This window comes from Roseococcus pinisoli (assembly GCF_018413645.1).
Taxonomy (GTDB): Bacteria; Pseudomonadota; Alphaproteobacteria; order Acetobacterales; family Acetobacteraceae; genus Roseococcus; species Roseococcus pinisoli.
This window is the reverse complement of the sequence record NZ_JAHCDA010000001.1, coordinates 286940-304631: the sequence shown is the minus strand read 5'-3', so window position 1 is coordinate 304631 and position 17692 is coordinate 286940. Positions and strand designations below refer to the sequence as shown.

17 protein-coding genes and 2 riboswitches are annotated in these 17692 nt (G+C 70.3%); of the genes, 14 read left to right on the top strand and 3 right to left on the bottom strand.

Annotated features, from left to right (window positions below; translation table 11 throughout):
- The 5 genes from KHU32_RS01425 (at position 1) to KHU32_RS01405 (ending at position 5652) form a co-directional block, all read left to right on the top strand.
- A complete protein-coding gene (locus KHU32_RS01425; RefSeq protein WP_213668267.1) occupies positions 1 to 204 on the top strand; it encodes a Rossmann-fold NAD(P)-binding domain-containing protein in 204 nt (67 codons plus the stop codon).
- A 106-nt stretch (positions 205 to 310) separates the two neighbouring features.
- Positions 311 to 407, top strand: a riboswitch (glycine riboswitch).
- 4 nt (positions 408 to 411) lie between these two features.
- Positions 412 to 558: riboswitch (glycine riboswitch) on the top strand.
- Between the two features lie 43 nt (positions 559 to 601).
- On the top strand, positions 602 to 1687 hold the full coding sequence (gcvT, locus tag KHU32_RS01420) for a glycine cleavage system aminomethyltransferase GcvT (RefSeq protein WP_347265490.1): 1086 nt from the start codon (positions 602 to 604) through the stop codon (positions 1685 to 1687).
- A gap of 11 nt (positions 1688 to 1698) precedes the next feature.
- Positions 1699 to 2073, top strand: coding sequence for a glycine cleavage system protein GcvH (gene gcvH / locus KHU32_RS01415; RefSeq protein ID WP_213668265.1), 375 nt, complete (start codon positions 1699 to 1701; stop codon positions 2071 to 2073).
- Complete coding sequence (gcvP, locus tag KHU32_RS01410; protein WP_408887819.1) at positions 2070 to 4991, top strand: aminomethyl-transferring glycine dehydrogenase; 2922 nt, start codon at positions 2070 to 2072, stop codon at positions 4989 to 4991. The genes gcvH and gcvP overlap by 4 nt, the downstream gene beginning before the upstream one ends.
- A 232-nt stretch (positions 4992 to 5223) precedes the next feature.
- Positions 5224 to 5652, top strand: coding sequence for a cupin domain-containing protein (locus tag KHU32_RS01405; protein WP_213668264.1), 429 nt, complete (start codon positions 5224 to 5226; stop codon positions 5650 to 5652).
- Between the two features lie 71 nt (positions 5653 to 5723).
- Here the strand turns inward: KHU32_RS01405 and KHU32_RS01400 are convergent, their stop codons facing one another.
- The gene (locus KHU32_RS01400) at positions 5724 to 6176 is read right to left on the bottom strand and encodes a nuclear transport factor 2 family protein (protein WP_213668263.1); all 453 of its coding nucleotides are present in this window, start codon (positions 6174 to 6176) and stop codon (positions 5724 to 5726) included.
- A 65-nt stretch (positions 6177 to 6241) separates the two neighbouring features.
- Complete coding sequence (gene aqpZ / locus KHU32_RS01395; protein ID WP_213668262.1) at positions 6242 to 6946, bottom strand: aquaporin Z; 705 nt, start codon at positions 6944 to 6946, stop codon at positions 6242 to 6244.
- Between the two features lie 175 nt (positions 6947 to 7121).
- Here aqpZ and thrC point away from each other — a divergent pair, with 175 nt between their 5' ends.
- Positions 7122 to 8531 carry a threonine synthase gene (gene thrC, locus KHU32_RS01390; protein ID WP_213668261.1) on the top strand — a complete coding sequence of 470 codons (1410 nt, stop codon included), beginning with the start codon at positions 7122 to 7124 and terminating at the stop codon, positions 8529 to 8531.
- Entirely contained in the window at positions 8503 to 9063 is a 561-nt protein-coding gene (locus KHU32_RS01385) for a DUF4269 domain-containing protein (protein WP_213668260.1), read from the top strand. The genes thrC and KHU32_RS01385 overlap by 29 nt, the downstream gene beginning before the upstream one ends.
- Here the strand turns inward: KHU32_RS01385 and KHU32_RS01380 are convergent.
- Positions 9051 to 10181 carry an acyltransferase family protein gene (locus KHU32_RS01380; protein ID WP_213668259.1) on the bottom strand — a complete coding sequence of 377 codons (1131 nt, stop codon included), beginning with the start codon at positions 10179 to 10181 and terminating at the stop codon, positions 9051 to 9053. The two genes, KHU32_RS01385 and KHU32_RS01380, sit on opposite strands and share 13 nt — an antisense overlap.
- A gap of 306 nt (positions 10182 to 10487) precedes the next feature.
- Here KHU32_RS01380 and KHU32_RS01375 point away from each other — a divergent pair, with 306 nt between their 5' ends.
- The 7 genes from KHU32_RS01375 to yghU all read left to right on the top strand — a co-directional run bounded on the left by KHU32_RS01375 (position 10488) and on the right by yghU (position 17658).
- On the top strand, positions 10488 to 11753 hold the full coding sequence (locus tag KHU32_RS01375; protein WP_213668258.1) for a M16 family metallopeptidase: 1266 nt from the start codon (positions 10488 to 10490) through the stop codon (positions 11751 to 11753).
- A complete protein-coding gene (locus KHU32_RS01370; RefSeq protein WP_213668257.1) occupies positions 11750 to 13087 on the top strand; it encodes a TldD/PmbA family protein in 1338 nt (445 codons plus the stop codon). Before KHU32_RS01375 ends, KHU32_RS01370 begins: the two co-directional genes overlap by 4 nt.
- 7 nt (positions 13088 to 13094) lie before the next feature.
- Complete coding sequence (locus tag KHU32_RS01365) at positions 13095 to 14150, top strand: SDR family oxidoreductase (protein ID WP_213668256.1); 1056 nt, start codon at positions 13095 to 13097, stop codon at positions 14148 to 14150.
- Positions 14151 to 14233: 83 nt separating this feature from the next.
- Positions 14234 to 15484, top strand: a complete 1251-nt coding sequence (locus KHU32_RS01360) for an ABC transporter substrate-binding protein (RefSeq protein ID WP_249680473.1) — start codon at positions 14234 to 14236, stop codon at positions 15482 to 15484.
- Between the two features lie 69 nt (positions 15485 to 15553).
- The gene (locus tag KHU32_RS01355; RefSeq protein ID WP_213668255.1) at positions 15554 to 15994 is read left to right on the top strand and encodes a DUF2384 domain-containing protein; all 441 of its coding nucleotides are present in this window, start codon (positions 15554 to 15556) and stop codon (positions 15992 to 15994) included.
- Positions 15995 to 15997: 3 nt separating this feature from the next.
- On the top strand, positions 15998 to 16699 hold the full coding sequence (locus tag KHU32_RS01350; RefSeq protein ID WP_213668254.1) for an RES family NAD+ phosphorylase: 702 nt from the start codon (positions 15998 to 16000) through the stop codon (positions 16697 to 16699).
- An 80-nt stretch (positions 16700 to 16779) separates the two neighbouring features.
- Entirely contained in the window at positions 16780 to 17658 is an 879-nt protein-coding gene (gene yghU, locus KHU32_RS01345; protein WP_213668253.1) for a glutathione-dependent disulfide-bond oxidoreductase, read from the top strand.
- Positions 17659 to 17692 lie beyond the last annotated feature (34 nt).

Genomic DNA, 17692 nt, shown 5'->3' with positions numbered 1-17692 from the left:
TTGTCTGTCGCGTGGGCACGCCGCGCCGCCCTGCGTCAGGCGATCATGACGTCGCCCGGTGACCGCGCGGCGGACGCCCCGAACCCGCCGGCGCATCTGCTGCTCGGCCCGGATGCGGTGCAGGCGGTGGGCGTGAAGCTCGCCGCCCTCCAGGCGGAGATCGAGGCCTGGAAGCCGGTCTCGCTCGCGACCGATTTCGATTGAGGCGCGGGCCGCCCGCTTCTCCGGCAGGCGTCGCCCCGGGGCGGGGATTCCGCCCCGAAACGCCTTGCCTCCGGCGCGATCCCAGCGCATGTAGGCCCCTGCCTGTGCATCCCGCGCGGGAGAGAACCCGGTCCCTCGGACCGGGTCGCCGAAGGCGCAACCGGCCCCCGGAAACGCTCAGGCAAAAGGGCCGCGTGGGATTGGGCGCTCTGGAAAGTTCGGCCTCCGCAAGGAGGGCGACGCCGACGGAGTAAGGTGGCCGCGCTTGCGTCCCGTCCCTGGAGGCCGAATGGCCGGAAGGGTGAACGGGCCGCGCAGCACATCCACTGAATCTCTCAGGCTCCGTGGACAGAGGGGGGTCACAAACTCAACGCCGCGCGAAGCGGCAGGGGGATGCGTGACCGACTCCGAAGTTCTGCTCGAAACACCCTTGGCCTCGCTGCACCGTGAGCTGGGCGGCCGGATGGTCCCCTTCGCCGGCTACAGCATGCCCGTGCAATACCCCGCCGGCATCATGGCCGAGCACCTGCATTGCCGCGCCCAGGCCTCGCTCTTTGACGTGAGTCACATGGGCCAGGCCGAGCTCGTCGGCGAGGGTGCGGCCGCCGCGCTCGAGAAGCTGACGCCGGCCGACGTCCAGGCGCTCAAGCCCGGCCGCCAGCGCTACGGCCTGCTGCTGAACGAGGCCGGCGGCATCGTCGACGACTTCATGTTCGCCAATCTGGGCGACCGCCTCTTCCTCGTCGTGAATGCCAGCCGCAAGCACATCGACCTGCCGTTGATCGAGAGCGTGCTGCCCGCCGGCGTCACGCTGCGCCCGCTGCCCGACCGCGCGCTGATCGCGCTGCAGGGCCCGGCCGTCGCCGCCCTGGTGCCGACCACGCTCACCTTCATGGGCATCGCCGAGATCGAGATCGCCGGCATCAAGGTCCTGGCCAGCCGCAGCGGTTATTCGGGCGAGGACGGGCTGGAGATCTCCGTCCCGGCCGACCAGGCCGAGGCCCTGGCCCGTGCGCTGCTCGCCATGCCGGGCGTCCTGCCCGCCGGCCTCGGCGCGCGCGACAGCCTGCGCCTGGAGGCCGGGCTTTGCCTCTACGGCAACGATCTCGACGAGACGACGAGCCCGATCGAGGCAGCGCTCACCTGGTCGATCGGCAAGCGCCGCCGCACCGAGTGGAACTTCCGCGGCGCCGACGTCGTGCGCGACCATCTCGACAACGGCGTGAAGCGCCTGCGCGTCGGCATCCGGCCGGAGGGGCGCCAACCCGCGCGCGGCCATACCGTCATCCAGAAGGACGGCGCCGTGATCGGCGAGGTCACTTCCGGCGGCTTCGGCCCGACGATCGGCGCGCCGGTCGCCATGGGCTACGTGGCCCGCGACGCCGCCGCCGACGGCACCGCCATCGACCTCATCGTGCGCGACAAGCCGCTGCCGGCCCGCATCGCGCCCATGCCTTTCCAACCCCATCGCTACGCCCGCTGAGGACACCTGCCATGACCGAGCTGAAATTCTCCAAGGACCACGAATGGGTGCGGCTGGAGGGTGGCGTGGCCACCATCGGCATCACCGACCATGCGCAGAGCGCGCTGGGTGACGTGGTGTTCGTGGACCTGCCCGAGGTCGGCCGCGCCGTCACCATCGGCGAGGCCATCGCGGTGGTCGAGAGCGTGAAGGCGGCGTCCGACGTCTATGCGCCCATCGCTGGCAAGATCGTCGAGGTGAACTCCGCCCTCGTCGACAACCCCGGCCTGATCAACACCGAGCCCACGGAAGGCGGCTGGTTCTTCCGCATCGAGCTGGACGGCGCCCTGCCGGACGACCTGCTGGACGCCGACGGCTACGCGGCCTTCGTGGACACGCTTGCGTGAGCACGTCCGACCTGAAGCGCACGGGTGCGCTGGCCGAGCTCGCCGCCCTCGAGGACCAGGGCGAGTTCATCCGCCGCCACATCGGCCCGACCGAGGCTGAGGTGGCCTCCATGCTGCAGACCATCGGCTGTGCCGACCTGGAGCAGATGACGGCGCGGACCATCCCCGCCGATATCCGCGGCATGACCCTCGAGGGCCTGCCGGAGCCGATCAACGAAGCCGGCGCGCTGGCCGAGCTGCGCGCGCTCGCGGACCGCAACATCCGCAAGCGCAGCCTGATCGGCATGGGCTATCACGGCACGCACACGCCGCCCGTGATCCTGCGCAACATCCTGGAGAATCCGGGCTGGTACACGGCCTATACGCCCTACCAGGCCGAGATCGCGCAGGGCCGCCTCGAAGCCCTCGTGAACTTCCAGACGATGGTGGGCGAGCTGACCGGCCTGCCCATGGCCGGCGCCTCGCTGCTCGACGAGGGCACGGCCGCCGCCGAGGCGATCACGCTCGCCCACGCCACGCATCGCGGCAAGGGCAGCACGATCGTCGTGGCCAATGACTGCCACCCGCAGACCATCGCGGTGGTGCGCGTGCGCGCCGAGCCCGTCGGCATCAAGGTGGTGCTGGCCGCACCCGCCGATCTCGCCGCCACCATCGCGGCGGAAAAGCCCTTCGCCGTGCTGACGCAGTATCCCGGCACGACGGGCGAGGTGCGCGACATCGCGCCCGAGATCGCCGCGGCCCAGGCGGCCGGCGCCATCGCCATCGTCGCGGCCGACCTGCTGGCGCTGACGCTGCTGACGCCGCCTGGCGAGATGGGCGCGGACATCGTCGTCGGTTCCTCGCAGCGCTTCGGCGTGCCGCTGGGCTATGGCGGCCCGCATGCCGGCTACATGGCGGTGAAGGACGCGCTGAAGCGCTCGCTGCCGGGTCGCCTGGTGGGCGTCTCCATCGACGCGGCCGGTGCGCCGGCCATGCGCCTCGCGCTGCAGACGCGCGAGCAGCATATCCGCCGCGAGAAGGCCACCTCCAACATCTGCACCGCGCAGGTGCTGCTGGCCGTGATGGCGAGCATGTATGCCGTGTGGCACGGGCCGGAAGGCCTGAAGAAGATCGCGCGCCGCGTGGCGCTGCAGGCCCGGCTGGTCGCCGCGGCGGCGGAGGAGGGCGGCTTCCGGCTGCGCCACACCGCCTTCTTCGACACGGTCTGCATCGAGACCGGCGCGAAGACCGGCGCGATCATGAAGGCGGCGCTCGATGCCGGCTTCAACCTGCGCCGGGTGGATGACGGCGCGGTCGCCCTCGCGCTCGACGAGACGGTGAACCGCGCGGAGCTGAAGGCGCTGGTCGGCCTGTTCCACGGCGGCGACATCGCCACGCTGGAGCCCGCCGGCGGCGAGCCCGTCGCGCTGGCGCGCACCACGCCCTTCCTCGAGGCGGAGGTGTTCAACACGCACCACGCCGAGCACGCCATGCTGCGCTACATGAAGCGGCTGGAGGACAAGGACGTCGCGCTCAACCGCTCGATGATCCCGCTCGGCTCCTGCACGATGAAGCTGAACGCGACGGCGGAGATGATCCCGATCACCTTCCCGGGCTTCGCGGACATCCATCCCTTCGTGCCGGTCGACCAGGCGCAGGGCTATATCGCGATGATCCGCCAGCTGGAGGCGTGGCTCTGCGGCGTCACCGGCTTCGCGGCCGTCTCGCTGCAGCCCAATGCCGGCAGCCAGGGCGAGTATGCGGGCCTGCTGGCCATCCGCGCCTATCACGCGGCGCGCGGGCAGGGGCATCGCGACATCTGCCTCATCCCCGCCTCGGCGCATGGCACCAACCCGGCCTCGGCCGTGATGGCGGGCATGAAGGTCGTGGTGGTGGCGAGCGATCGCGACGGCAGCGTCGACCTCGCGGACCTGCGGGCGAAGGTGCAGCAGCACGCGGCGAACCTCTCCGCGCTGATGATCACCTATCCGTCCACGCATGGCGTCTTCGAGGAGAGCATCCGCGAGATCTGCGAGCTCATCCACGGCCAGGGCGGGCAGGTCTACATGGACGGCGCCAACATGAACGCGCAGGTGGGGCTGACCTCGCCGGCGTCGATCGGCGCCGACGTCTGCCACCTCAACCTGCACAAGACCTTCTGCATCCCGCATGGCGGCGGCGGGCCGGGCGTGGGGCCGATCGGGGTCGCGGCGCACCTCGCGCCGCATCTGCCCAACCACCCGCTGGTGGCGGAAGCCGGTCCGGCCACGGGCTTCGGCCCGGTCTCCTCCGCGCCCTTCGGCTCGGCGGCGATCCTGCCCATCAGCTACACCTATATCCGCATGATGGGCGGCGAGGGGCTGACGCGTGCCACGCAGGTCGCCATCCTCAACGCCAACTACATGGCGGTGCGGCTGCGCGACCACTTCCCGATCCTTTACCGGGGCGGGCAGGGCATGGTGGCGCATGAGTGCATCCTGGACTGCCGCGGCTTCCAGCAGGGCGGCGGCGTGATGGTCGAGGACATCGCCAAGCGCCTGCAGGATTACGGCTTCCACGCGCCGACCATGAGCTGGCCGGTCACCGGCACGCTGATGGTGGAGCCGACGGAGAGCGAGACCAAGGCCGAGCTGGACCGGTTCTGCGAGGCCATGATCTCCATTCGCGGCGAGATCCGCGCGGTGGAGCAGGGCCGCATGGACCGTGCCGACAACCCGCTGAAGAACGCGCCCCACACGGCCGCCGAGGTGCTGGCGACCGAATGGACGCATCCCTACACGCGGGAGGAGGCGGCCTTCCCGCTGCCCTACGTGAAGGCGCACAAGTACTGGCCGCCGGTGAAGCGCGTGGACAACGTCCATGGCGACCGCAACCTGGTCTGCACCTGCGCGCCCCTGGAAGCCTATGCCGAAGGCATGCAGCTCCAGGCTGCCGAGTAGCGTGAAATGCGGGAGGGCTATGCCCTCCCGCGCCCCCCGGGGCCAAGGCTTCCACCCGGTGCCTTCTTCTTGTGCCGCCGGCCGCGGGCCGGATAGGCTTTCCTCTCCGCGATCGCACCGCTGCCGATCGAAGCATCGGGCAGTCCGGAACGGGGAAAGCGGCGCATGGCCATGCGCCTCGAGGCCCAGCTGGGCCCGCGTACCTTCTCCGTCTTCAACGAAGGAGGTCACGATGAGCAGCCAGACCACGATGCCCCCGCCCGCGGGTGCCGCGCCCGTCAAATTCGCGATGGCGACCGGGGAGAATACCGCCTTCGTTCCGGGGCGGCGCCCCTTCTTCAAGTACCGGGATCTCGGCGTCGCGGAGGCCACGAACGGGCGGATGCGCGCCCAGGTGATGACGGCGATCACCGGCATGACGGAGCCCACCGGCTGGCATGTCCATATCTGCGACGCGCAGTTCGTCTACGTGCTACGGGGCTGGGTGGAGCTGGGCTTCGAGAACGGTGTGCGCCGGCGCTTCGGGCCGGGTGACGCCGTGCTCATTCCCGGCGGCATGAAGCACAACGAATTCGCGACCTCGGATGATGTCGAGATTCTCGAACTCTCGATCCCCGGGCCGATGGACACCAAGCCCTGCGATCCGCCGCCGGCGGGATGAGAGATCCGATCGTGGCCCAACGGGGCCACGGTCGGTCTTCCGCGGAGAGGCGGGCCTCTCCGCGACGTCGGTCAGGCCGGCGGGCGGACGAAGGCCTGGCGGGCGAGAAGGCGCCAGTTGCTGCCCTGCTTCGTCCAGACCTGCAGGATGCCGATGCGCACCGGGGTCACGCGGCCGCCGCCGGTGGTGTTGCCCGTGAAGTTGTGGCGCACGATCGCCTGGTCGCCCACGATGGCGATGGTCTGGTCGCTGATGTTGATCTCGCCGAACGGATTGCTCCGGCTGACGAGGTTGTCGACGAACTGCGCCTTGGTCTCGATCCGACCGGCCGAGTGGCCGTAGCTCAGTGCGTCATGCGCCAGCGCGTCCAGCGCGGCGCGGTCGGGGTTCAGCATGGCGCGGGTCAGGGACTCCACGGCATGCGCGACGGCCCTGTCATCGGCGGTCTGTGCGGCGGCGGGCAGAACGGCGGCCACGGCGACAGCCGTGCCGAGAAGCGCCATGGGGCGACGGCTCAGAATCATTGTATCCTCCCTGGCCGGGGTTGTCCGGCCAGGGGCAGGCTAACACGGGTTTTTGTGACGAAGCATCAGCTCTCGGGCGCTTCGTACAGGGCCCGTGCGACCACGCCGGCGATGAGCGCGCCCGCGATCGGCGCCAGCCAGAAGAGCCACAGCTGGCCGACATATTCGCCCCCCGCGAAGAGCGCCGGCGCCGTGCTGCGCGCGGGATTCACCGAGGTATTGGTGATGGGGATGGAGATGAGGTGGATCAGCGTCAGCGCCAGCCCGATGGGAATGCCCGCGAAGCCGACGGCCGCGCCCTTCGACGTCGTGCCGGTGATGATCATCAGGAAGATGAAGGTGAGGATCAGCTCGGCCAGGAAGCAGGCGGTCATGCTGTAGCCTCCGGGGCTCAGCGCGCCGAAGCCGTTCGAGGCGAAGCCGCCGGGCACCCAGTCCGGCTTGCCGGAGGCGATCGCCCAGAGCGCGGCGGAGGCCACGATGGCGCCCGCCACCTGCACGATGATGTAGGGGATGACGTGCCCGTTGGCGCAGCGCCCCGCGGCCCAGAGCCCCAGCGTTACGGCCGGATTGAAGTGCCCGCCGGAGATATGGCCCACTGCATAGGCCATGGTGAGCACGGTGAGGCCGAAGGCGAAGGACACGCCCAGGAAGCCGATTCCGAGCTGGGGAAAGCCGGCGGCGAAGACGGCGGCGCCGCAGCCGCCGAAGACCAGCCAGAAGGTGCCGATGAACTCGGCCGTCAGCCGGTGTTGCAGCGTTATTTTCATGATCTTCTTGCAGCTCCTTTTCGGTATAAGTAAACGAAAACGAAAACTGAGGGTCGTGTTGGGCGTCACGAAGTAACCACCTGTCGGTAGTTGATTTTTCGTTCAGTTGAAAGAAAAATTCCGGCAATCCCGGGGTGCCCTACCCGGCGCGGCCGCAAGGACCTAAACAGGGCCCATGCGTTACGTTTCGACCCGTGGAGAGGCCGCCCCGCGCGGCTTCGAGGATGTCCTTCTCGCCGGCCTCGCCGAGGATGGCGGGCTCTTCCTGCCGGAAACCTGGCCTGTCCTGACGCCCGAGGAATGGCGCGCCCTGCGCGGCCTGCCCTATGCGGAGCTCTCGGCTCGGCTGATCCACCGCTTCGTCGGCGATGCGCTGACGCTCGACGAGCTTCGGGCCCTGACCACGGAGGCCTATGCCGGCTTCCGCCACCCGGCCGTGGTGCCGCTGGTGCAGCTCGGCACCAACGAATTCGCGCTGGAGCTGTTCCACGGCCCGACGCTGGCCTTCAAGGACATGGCGCTGCAGCTGCTCGGCCGGCTGTTCGACCACGTGCTGAAGAAGCGCGGCCAGCGCATCACCATCGTCGGCGCCACCAGCGGCGACACCGGCAGCGCGGCCATCGAGGCCTGCCGCGACCGCGAGGCGGTGGACATCGTGATCCTGCACCCGGAGGGCCGCACCAGCGAGGTGCAGCGCCGGCAGATGACCACGGTGCTCTCGCCCAATGTCGCGAACATCGCCGTCCAGGGCAGCTTCGACGACTGCCAGGACCTGGTGAAGGCCATGTTCGTGGACGCGCCCTTCCGCGACGAGATGCGGCTGGCGGCGGTCAACTCCATCAACTGGGCCCGCATCGCGGCGCAGATCCCCTACTACGCCTATGCCGCGCTCAGCCTCGGCGCGCCGGATCGCGAGGTGGCGGTCTCCGTCCCCACCGGCAACTTCGGCAATGTCTTCGCGGCCTGGGCCGCCCGGCGCATGGGCCTGCCGATCGGCAAGTTCCTAATCGGCTCCAACCGCAACGACATCCTGGTGCGCTTCCTGGACGCGAACGACATGAGCGCGCGGCCGGTGGAGCCCTCGCTCTCGCCGTCGATGGACATCCAGGTCAGCAGCAACTTCGAGCGGCTGCTCTTCGAGCTGCTGGGCCGCGACCCCGTCGCGACCGCGCGGCAGATGAAGGAGTTCCGCTCCGCCGGCCGCATGCCGGTTCCCGACGCGGCCTGGCGCGAGGCGACGAAGCTCTTCTCCGGCTTCACGCTGGACGATCCCGGCACGCTGGCCGAGATCCAGCGCCTGAACCGGGACGTGGGCTACCTGGCCGATCCGCACACCGCCGTGGCCACGGCTGCGGTGCGCACGCTGATGCCGGACGGCAGGCTGCCCGTGATCATCGCGGCGACGGCGCATCCGGCGAAGTTCCCCGATGCCGTCGAGCGCGCCACGGGCCTCCGCCCCGCGCTTCCGCCGGCGCTGGCCGACCTCTTCTCCCGCGAGGAGCGCTTCACGGTGCTGCCCAACAACCTCGGCGAGATCGAGGCGCGGGTGAAGGCGCATGCGCGGCGGAACAGCGTCGACGCCTGAAGACGACCGCCCGGGCTATCTCGAGGCGATCGAGCGCGTCGGGGTCCTGCGGGCCCTGGCGCCTTTCGACCCGCGCATCGCAGGCACGCCGCCGCTCGGCCTGGATCTGCCGTCGAGCGATATCGATATCCTCTGCCATGCGCCCGATGCCGCGGCTTTCACCCTGGCCGCCTGGGAGGCCTTCGGTGGCTATTCGGGCTTCCTGATCCGGCAATGGACGGGCGCGGACCGCCCGGTCGTCTGCAACTTCACCGCCCAGGGCTGGCCCTTCGAGATTTTCGGCCAGGCCCTGCCGGTCGACCGCCAGCAGGGGTGGCGGCACTTCCTCGTGGAGCGCCGGCTTCTCGAATGGGGTGGGCCGGCCTTCCGCTCGGCCGTCATGATCGCCCGATCGGAAGGCGCCAAGACCGAGCCGGCCTTTGCCGCCGCGCTGCGCCTGCCCGGCGATCCCTACGAGGCCTTGCTCACGCTGGAGGCCGGCCCGGACGATGCCCTGCGCGGGCTCTTGGGCGCCGCGGGCTATCGCGCCTGATAGCTGGCGCCCGCGACGGGAGCGCGGCGCTGCGGCGCCTTCAGGCGTCGGGCAAGGCCATGGGCCGGCATCTCCACCCAGCGGTACATGAGCGCCGCCGCCGGGAAGGACAGCACCACGGCGATCAGCGCCGCGAGCTCGGGCACGCGCTGGTCGCGGAGCAGATGCGTCGCGGCGAGGAGCAGAGGCATGTGGATCAGATAGAGGCTGAAGGAGATCCGCCCCAGCCAGACCAGCGAAGGCCGCCGCATCTGCCAGGCGAATGGGCCGTCCCGCTGCGCCAGCAGGATGAGCAGCACGGAGGCGAGGATCACGCCGTAGTCATGCGCCGCCATGGCCATGACCAGCACCGCGATGCCGGCCGCCCAGGCCTGGGCCGGGTCCAGCCGCGGCACCCGGCCGAGCGCCAGCGCCGCGCCTGCCGCGAAGGCCGGCAGGAAGCCGGCGCTGGCCGCGAAGGTCTTCAGCAGGCTGCTGCCCAGCGCCACGTCGCCCTCCGGCATGCCGGCGAGCCGCGCGATGCCCGCGCCCAGCAGCGCCACCGCCATCAGCAGCGCCAGTCGGCCGCGGAACAGCAGCACGAAGGGCAGCAGCAGGCTGATCCGCCATTCGTGCACCAGGCTCCAGAGCACGGGGTTCAGCTGGAAGCCGTTGCCCGCGCTCAGCAGCAGCGCCTGCTCGGTGAGGCTCTTCCAACTCCACATCTTCGCCCAGGTCGCGACGCCCACGAGGCCGGGCGTCTCGGCGGGCAGGGGGGCTTCCCAGATCAGGAGCTGCAGCGCGGCCGAGACGAGCAGCGAGGCCAGAACGGGCAGGCCGAGGCGCACCGCGCGCTGCGCGGCATAGCCGGCCCAGGCGGGGCCGTTCATCACGCTGCCGGGCTGCCGCTCCTCCTGCGCCGCCAGGGCGCGGGTCAGCACATAGCCGCTCAGCACGAAGAAGAAGATCACCGCCGGCCGTCCCGCGCCGATGAGGCGCAGCGGCGTGGCGTCCAGCGTCCAGTGCACCCAGTCCGGCAGGTAGGGCAGGGAGAGGTAGGCGTGGTGGAGCACGACGATCAAAGCCGCGATTCCACGAAGCGAATCGAGCTCGATCAGCCGGTTTGTGCGTGCCGTCATGGGCTTCCTGATCCGACTGGCCCAAGGCACGACGATGATGCCTTTGCGACCCAAATGGGGCGTGCCCGGCCCTGTGGCGTGTGAGGGGGCGGGCACGCGTCGCGGCCGCCGGCAGGCGCGCGGCGGCGCTTGTGCAACCGCGAAGACGGCGCGCGGTTGCACAGGGCGGATGGCCGGGGAAGGTTGAAAGATTGGGGAGGGCGTTCCGATATCTGGCCCTGCGCTCCGACGCCAAGGTTTCAGCCCGTCCCGAAGCCGGCTAGGACTATTCCCTGCCTGACCAGCCCTGAAAGCCCCCCTCACGACATGACCGACACCGTCCGCGTCACGCGCCTGCCCAGCGGCCTCCTCGTCGCGAGCGAGACCATGCCGCGCGTGGAGACCGTCTCCATCGGCGCCTATGTCCATGCCGGCACGCGCAACGAGACCGCGGCGGAGAACGGCGCCTCCCACTTCCTCGAGCACATGGCCTTCAAGGGCACGGCGCGGCGGGACGCAGCCTCCATCGCGCGCGAGATCGAGAATGTGGGCGGCCACATCAACGCCTACACGGCGCGCGAGCAGACCGCCTATTACTGCAAGGTCCTCAAGGAGGACACGGCGCTGGCGGCCGACATCATCGGCGACATCCTCTGCCACTCCACGCTGATCCCCGAGGAGCTGGAGCGTGAGCGCGGCGTGATCCTGCAGGAGATCGGCCAGGCGAACGACACGCCGGACGACATCGTCTTCGATCACTTCCAGCACGCCTGCTTCCCCAATCAGGCGATGGGACGGCCCACCCTCGGCACCGAGGAGATCATCGAGAAGATGCCGCGCGACGTGCTGTCGACCTACATGGCGCGGCATTACGGCCCCTCGCGCATGGTGGTCGCCGCCGCCGGCGCGGTGGAGCACGAACAGCTGCTCTCGCTGGTGAACCAGCACTTCGCCGACCTGCCGGCCGTGACCCCGCATGAGCCCGAGGCCGCGGTCTATGCCGGCCAGGAATACCGGGAGGAGCGCGACCTGGACCAGGTCCATATCGTGCTCGGCTTCCCCTCGGCGACCTATACCGACCCGGACCACTACCCGGTGCAGCTGCTCTCCACGCTGCTCGGCGGCGGCATGTCCTCGCGCCTCTTCCAGGAGATCCGCGAGAAGCGCGGGCTGGTCTATTCGATCTATTCCTTCGCGAGCCCCTATCACGACACGGGCGTCTTCGCGCTCTACGCCGGCACCGGCGAGGAACAGGTGGCCGAGCTCGTTCCCGTCGCCGTTGAGGAGCTGCGCCGCGTGCAGCTCGACGTCACGCAGGAGGAGCTGAACCGCGCCAAGGCGCAGCTGCGCGCCTCGCTGCTGATGTCGCTGGAATCCACCGGCAGCCGCTGCGAGCAGATCGCCCGGCAGCTCCAGGTGCATGGCCGCATCATCCCGACCGAGGAAACCAAGGCCCGCATCGCCGCGGTGACGGTGGAGGACATCCAGCGCGCGGCGGCGCGGCTCTTCCGCGGCCGGCCGACGCTGGCGACCCTCGGCCCGATCGCGAAGGTGCCGACGCTGGCCGATATCGCGGAGAAGCTGGCGGCATGAGCGGAATTCCGGACGCCGACATCCTGGCCGCGCTGCTGGAGGCCGCGCGCCGCGCCGGCGCCGACCAGGCGGATGCGCTGCTGGTGCACTCGGCCTCGCTCGCGGTGCAGCGCCGCCTCGGCGCCATCGAGCAGCTGGAGCGATCCGAGAGCACGGATGTCGGGCTGCGGGTCTTCCTCGGCAACCGGATGGCGATCGTGAGCGGCACCGACGCCTCGCTTTCTGGCTTTGCCGCGCTTGCCGAGCGCGCGGTCGCCATGGCGCAGGTCGTGCCCGAGGACAGCTACGCCACGCTGCTCGACGCGCCGGAGCCCATCGACGCCGCGTCGCTCGACCTCGCCGACGAGGCCGAGCCCGATGCCGATGCGCTGCTCGCCCGCGCCGCGCTGGCGGAGGAAGCGGCGCTCGGCGTGCAGGGTGTGACCAACAGCGAAGGCGGCTCGGCCGGCTGGTCGCGCGGCTCGCGCGCGCTGGCCACCAGCCGCGGCTTCTTCGGCGCCTATACGCGCTCCTCGCATTCCGTCTCCGCCACGGCGCTCGCCGGCGAGGGCACGGGCATGCAGCGCGACTACGACTATGCCAGCACGGCCTTCCTGTCCGACCTCGAGGATGCGGTCGCCGTCGGGCGCCGCGCCGGCGAGCAGGCGGTGGCCCGCCTGAACCCGGTGCGGCCGAAGAGCACGAAGCTCAGCGTCGTCTATCACCCGCGCGTCGCGAATTCGCTGCTCGGCCATCTGGTCGGCGCCATCAACGGCGCCTCCATCGCGCGCGGCACCTCCTTCCTCAAGGACGCGCTGGGCAAGCAGATCCTGCCCGCCAGCATGTCCGTGATGGACGATCCGCTGCGCCCGCGCGGCATGCGCTCCCGCCCCTTCGACGGCGAGGGCCAGCGTGGCCAGCGCCGGGCGCTGGTGGAGAACGGCGTGCTGACCACCTGGCTGCTGGACGGCCGCAGCGCGAAGCAGCTCGGCCTGACCACCACGGGCCATGCGGCCCGCGGCACCGGCGGCCCGCCGGGCCCCGCGCCGACCAACCTCTGGCTGCAGCCGGGCGCGCTCTCCCCCGAGGCGCTGATGGCCGATATCCGCGAGGGGCTCTACATCACCGAGCTCATCGGCATGGGCGTGAACGGCATCACGGGCGACTACTCGCGCGGCGCGGCCGGCTTCATGATCCGCGACGGCAAGCTGGCCGAGGCGGTGAGCGAGATCACCATCGCCGGCAAGCTGCCGGAGATGTTCCTCGCCATGACCGCGGCCGACGACCTCGTCTACAAGCGTGGCACCGACGCGCCGACGCTGCGCATCGACGGGATGACGCTCGCCGGGGCATGATCCCCCGATGGAAAATACGCGCGTCACCCTGATCGTCGGGGCAACCGGTGCGGCGGGCAGCCGCATCCTGGAACGCGGCCGGGAACAACCCGGCCATACCGTCATCGGCCTTTCGCGGAACAAGCCCGTGGGCGAGGCCCTCTGGCTGGCAACGGACCTGGATGATCCGCAGCAGCTGGCCGAAGCGCTGGCGACGCGCCCGGATATCGGGCGCATCGTCTACGCCTCCCGCGCGCCGCATGACGAGACGGGCGTGGAGGACGTGCCCGGCAACCTGCGCATGCTGCGCAACCTGGTGGACGCCGCCGAGGCCAGCCTGCCGCGCCTCTCGCACATCCACCTCGTGCACGGGGCGAAGTGGTACGGCATGCATATCGGCCCCTACCGCACCCCGGCGCGCGAGGGCGATCCGCGCCACATGCCGCCCAACTTCTACTACGACCAGCAGGACTTCATCGCGGAACGCCAGCAGGGGCGGGACTGGGTGTGGAGCACCAGCCGGCCGAACTTCGTCCTCGACGTGGCGCCCGGCCGCGCGCGCAACATGGTCTCGACGCTCGGCGCCTATGCCGCCCTCTGCCGCGAGCTGGACGTGCCCTTCGATTTCCCGGGCCGGCCCGGTACCTGGAATGCGCTGCACGAGGTGACGGAGGCGAAGTTCCTGGCCGACGGCATCCTCTGGATGCTCGGCGAGCCGCGCTGCGCCAATCGCGCTTTCAACATGACCAATGGCGATGCTTTCCGCTGGGGCGAGCTCTGGCCCTTCCTGGCCGAGCAGTTCGGCTGCCGGCCGGGCACGGTGCGCCCCATGTCGATGGCCCATTGGATGGCCGGCAAGGAGGAGGTCTGGGAGCGTATCCGCGAGCGCCACGGCCTCGCGCTGCCGCTGGACCAGGTCGCGAGCTGGCGCTTCTTCGATTTCTTCATGGGCATGGACTACGACGTGCTCTGCTCGATGACGGCGGCGCGCGAGGCGGGCTTCACCGGCTTTGCCAATTCCTGGGCCGTCTTTGCCGACCAGATCGCCGCCTATCGGGAGGCGCGCATCCTGCCGCCGGCCTGAATTTCTTGCAGCCGGTGCCGCGATGATGATGATCCTTCCCTGAAGACCGGCCCCGGAGAGGGTCGGCCCAGGGAGGAAGACCATTGATCGACGACAAGACGAGGATGACGGCCGCGCGCCGCCCGCTGATGCTCGGGGGCGCCGGCCTGGCCGCCGCCGCCATCTGGCCCGGCGGACGCGCCCTCGCGCAGGCTTCCGACAACGTCGTGAAGATCGGCGTGCTGGACGACATGACCGGCGTCTTCGCCGACCAGCAGGGCATGGGCGACGTGGTGGCCGCCCGCATGGCCGTCGAGGATTTCGGCGGCCGCGTGCTGGGCGCGCCCATCGAGCTCATCTACGGGGACCTGCAGAACCGCCCCGATATCGGCATGGGCATTGCCCGCCGCTGGTACGACCAGGAGAAGGTCGACGCCATCTTCGGCCTCGGCAATTCGGCCGTGGCGCTGGCGGTGCAGCAGCTCACGCGGGAGAAGAACCGCATCAACGTCACCGTCGCGGCCGGCACGACCGACCTCACGGGAACCGCCTGCACGCCCAACGGCCTGCACTGGACCTACGACAACTACGCCCTGGCCCGCGGCACCGTCTCCGCCATGATGGCCGAGGGCAAGCGCAAGTGGTTCTTCCTGACCTCCGACTACGCCTTCGGCCATTCGCTGGAGGCCAATGGCGCGGCCGTGGTGCGCGCCCTGGGCGGGGAGGTCGTGGGTTCGACCCGCGCGCCGCTGAACGAGAGCGACTTCTCGGCCCATCTGCTGCGGGCGGCGCAGTCGGGCGCGCAGGTGCTGGGCCTGGCGGTGGCGGGCACCGACCTGATCAACGCGGTGAAGCAGATGGGCGAGTTCGGCCTGATCCGGCGCGGGCTGCAGCCGGCGGCGCTGCTGTGCCTGCTCACCAACATCCGAGCGATCGGGCTGGAGACCGCGCAGGGGCTGGTCTTCACCGAGGCCTATTACTGGGACCAGACGGACGAGACGCGCGCCTTCTCCACGCGCTTCGCGCGGATCCACGGCCGCCCGCCCACCATGTTCCAGGCCAGCATGTGGGGTGCCGTGACGCATTACCTGAACGCGGTGAAGGCCGCCGGCACCGACGCGGCGCAGCCCGTGATGGCCAAGATGCGCGAGACGCCCATCAACGACTTCATGACGCGCAACGGCCGCATCCGCGAGGACGGGCGCATCATCCGGGACATGTACCTGATGCGGGCCAAGCGGCCGGCCCAGTCGCGCGGCGAGTGGGACCTGCTGGAGGTGGTGCAGACCATTCCCGGCGACCAGGCCTTCCGCCCCGCGGCCGAGAGCGAGTGCCAGGCGCTGCGACGGGGATAGCGCCATTTCAAATGGTGGTTGAAGAATCTCCATTTGGTGATTACTTGATAGGGGATAGGAGATCGTCCCGTGTCCGGTTCCGCGCCCCATCTGCTCCCCGTTTCGCCGCCCGCGCCGCCCCCGCAGACCTTCGTCTCGGAGGCGGAGCGCGCCCGGCTCACCCCCGCCGCGCTGATCGGCCTGCGCAGCCTGGCGCGGGCCTGGAAGCTGACGGGGGGCGAGGCCGCGGCGCTGATCGGCGTCTCGGCCACCACCTGGGACCGCATCCGCTCCGGCGCCTGGAAGCAGGCCTTCTCGCAGGACCAGATGATGCGGGTCTCGGCCATGATCGGCATCTTCAAGGGCCTGCACCTGCTCTTCGCCGACGACATGGCCGACCGTTGGGTGCGCCTGCGCAATGCCGGGCCGCTGTTCCAGCACCTCACCCCGGTCGAGGCGATGATCGAGCGCGGCATCCCGGGCATGATCGAGATCCGCCGCCATGTGGACGCGCTACGCGGCGGGCTCTGAGGCTTGGATTTTCCGATCACGCGCCTCGCGGAGCCGCGCGCCGTCCGCCTCGTCTCCACGGCGCGGCTGCGCGATCCGGTCCTGCACCTGCTGCTGGACGATCCCTCCCTGGCCGGCCGCCCGCCTGAGGAGCTGGCGCAGCTGGCGCGCGACCTCGCCGAGATCGAGGGCGGCACCAGCGCGCGCCTGACCTCCGAGGCGGCCATGGCCTCCGCCTTTCCGGCCGGGCGGCCGCATGCCCATTTCGTGAATGCCGCCTTCGCCTATTTCCGGCCGCGCGAGGCGAACCGCTTCAACGAGCCGGGCTACGGCGCCTGGTACGCGGCGCTGGCGTTCGAGACCTCCCTGGCCGAGGTCGTCTTTCATATCGGGCGCGAGCTCGACCGCGTGCGGGACTGGAACGCCACGATCGAATGGGCGGAGATGTGGGCCAGCTTCGCCGGCGACTTCGTGGACCTGCGCGCGGCGCAGCCCGCGCCCGCCTGCCTCGACCCCGATCCGGCCCTTGGCTACCCGGCCGGCAATGCCCTGGCCCGGGCGGTGCGCGACGCCGGGCTCAACGGCATCCTCTACCCCTCCGTCCGGCAGGCGGGCGGCACCTGCCTCGTCGCGCTCTGGCCGCATGTGGTGCAGTCCGTCGCGCAGGGCGCGATCCTGCGGACGATCTGGGCGGGATCGCGGGAGCCGAGGGTGGAACGGGCCTGACAAGGCGGCAGGGTCGGTTGGCAAGTGGCCGGGCGGGGCCACATGCTGCCCAGCCCCCATCATCCGGAGCCTGCAAGACGATGAGCGACACCTCCGACTACGTCCCCCCCAAGGTCTGGACCTGGAACAAGGCCAGCGGCGGCCAGTTCGCGAATATCAACCGGCCGATCGCCGGCCCCACCCATGACAAGGAACTGCCGGTCGGCCGGCATCCGCTCCAGCTCTACTCGCTCGGCACGCCCAACGGCGTGAAGGTGACGGTGATGCTGGAGGAGCTCCTGGCCCTCGGCCACAAGGGCGCGGAATACGACGCCTGGCTGATCCGCATCGGCGAGGGCGACCAGTTCGGCAGCGGCTTCGTCGGCGTGAACCCGAACTCCAAGATCCCGGCTTTGCTGGATCGCAGCGGGCCCAAGCCGATCCGCGTCTTCGAGTCCGGCGCGATCCTCACCTATCTCGCGGAGAAGTTCGGCGCCCTCCTGCCGACCGAGCCCGCGGCGCGCGCCGAATGCTTCTCCTGGCTGTTCTGGCAGATGGGCAGCGCGCCTTATCTCGGCGGCGGCTTCGGGCACTTCTTCGCCTATGCGCCGACCAAGATGGAATATCCCATCGACCGCTTCTCCATGGAGGTGAAGCGCCAGCTCGATGTGCTGGATCGTCGCCTGGGCGAGAGCGAGTTCATCGCCGGGCCGGACTACACCATCGCCGACATCGCCATCTGGCCCTGGTATGGCGGGCTGGTGAAGGGCTGGGGCTACGAGAACGCGGCCGAGTTCCTGAGCGCCCATGAATACAAGAACGTGAACCGCTGGGCCGACACGATCGGCGCGCGTCCGGCGGCGAAGCGCGGGCGGATGGTCAACCGCCTGCGGGGCGAGCCGTCGAGCCAGCTGCACGAGCGCCACGACGCGAGCGACTTCGAGACGAAGACGCAGGACAAGCTGGCCTCCGCGACCTAGCGAGGCCCGGCGTGAGGGGCCTTTGCCCTCTCAC

Excerpts from the sequence above, each read along its gene's own strand:
- gcvH (WP_213668265.1), top strand. The coding sequence starts at position 1,699 with ATGACCGAGCTGAAATTCTCCAAGGACCACGAATGGGTGCGGCTGGAG.
- KHU32_RS01405 (WP_213668264.1), top strand. The coding sequence starts at position 5,224 with ATGAGCAGCCAGACCACGATGCCCCCGCCCGCGGGTGCCGCGCCCGTC.
- KHU32_RS01400 (WP_213668263.1), bottom strand. The coding sequence starts at position 6,176 with ATGATTCTGAGCCGTCGCCCCATGGCGCTTCTCGGCACGGCTGTCGCC.
- aqpZ (WP_213668262.1), bottom strand. The coding sequence starts at position 6,946 with ATGAAAATAACGCTGCAACACCGGCTGACGGCCGAGTTCATCGGCACC.
- thrC (WP_213668261.1), top strand. The coding sequence starts at position 7,122 with ATGCGTTACGTTTCGACCCGTGGAGAGGCCGCCCCGCGCGGCTTCGAG.
- KHU32_RS01385 (WP_213668260.1), top strand. The coding sequence starts at position 8,503 with ATGCGCGGCGGAACAGCGTCGACGCCTGAAGACGACCGCCCGGGCTAT.
- KHU32_RS01380 (WP_213668259.1), bottom strand. The coding sequence starts at position 10,181 with ATGACGGCACGCACAAACCGGCTGATCGAGCTCGATTCGCTTCGTGGA.
- KHU32_RS01375 (WP_213668258.1), top strand. The coding sequence starts at position 10,488 with ATGACCGACACCGTCCGCGTCACGCGCCTGCCCAGCGGCCTCCTCGTC.
- KHU32_RS01370 (WP_213668257.1), top strand. The coding sequence starts at position 11,750 with ATGAGCGGAATTCCGGACGCCGACATCCTGGCCGCGCTGCTGGAGGCC.
- KHU32_RS01365 (WP_213668256.1), top strand. The coding sequence starts at position 13,095 with ATGGAAAATACGCGCGTCACCCTGATCGTCGGGGCAACCGGTGCGGCG.
- yghU (WP_213668253.1), top strand. The coding sequence starts at position 16,780 with ATGAGCGACACCTCCGACTACGTCCCCCCCAAGGTCTGGACCTGGAAC.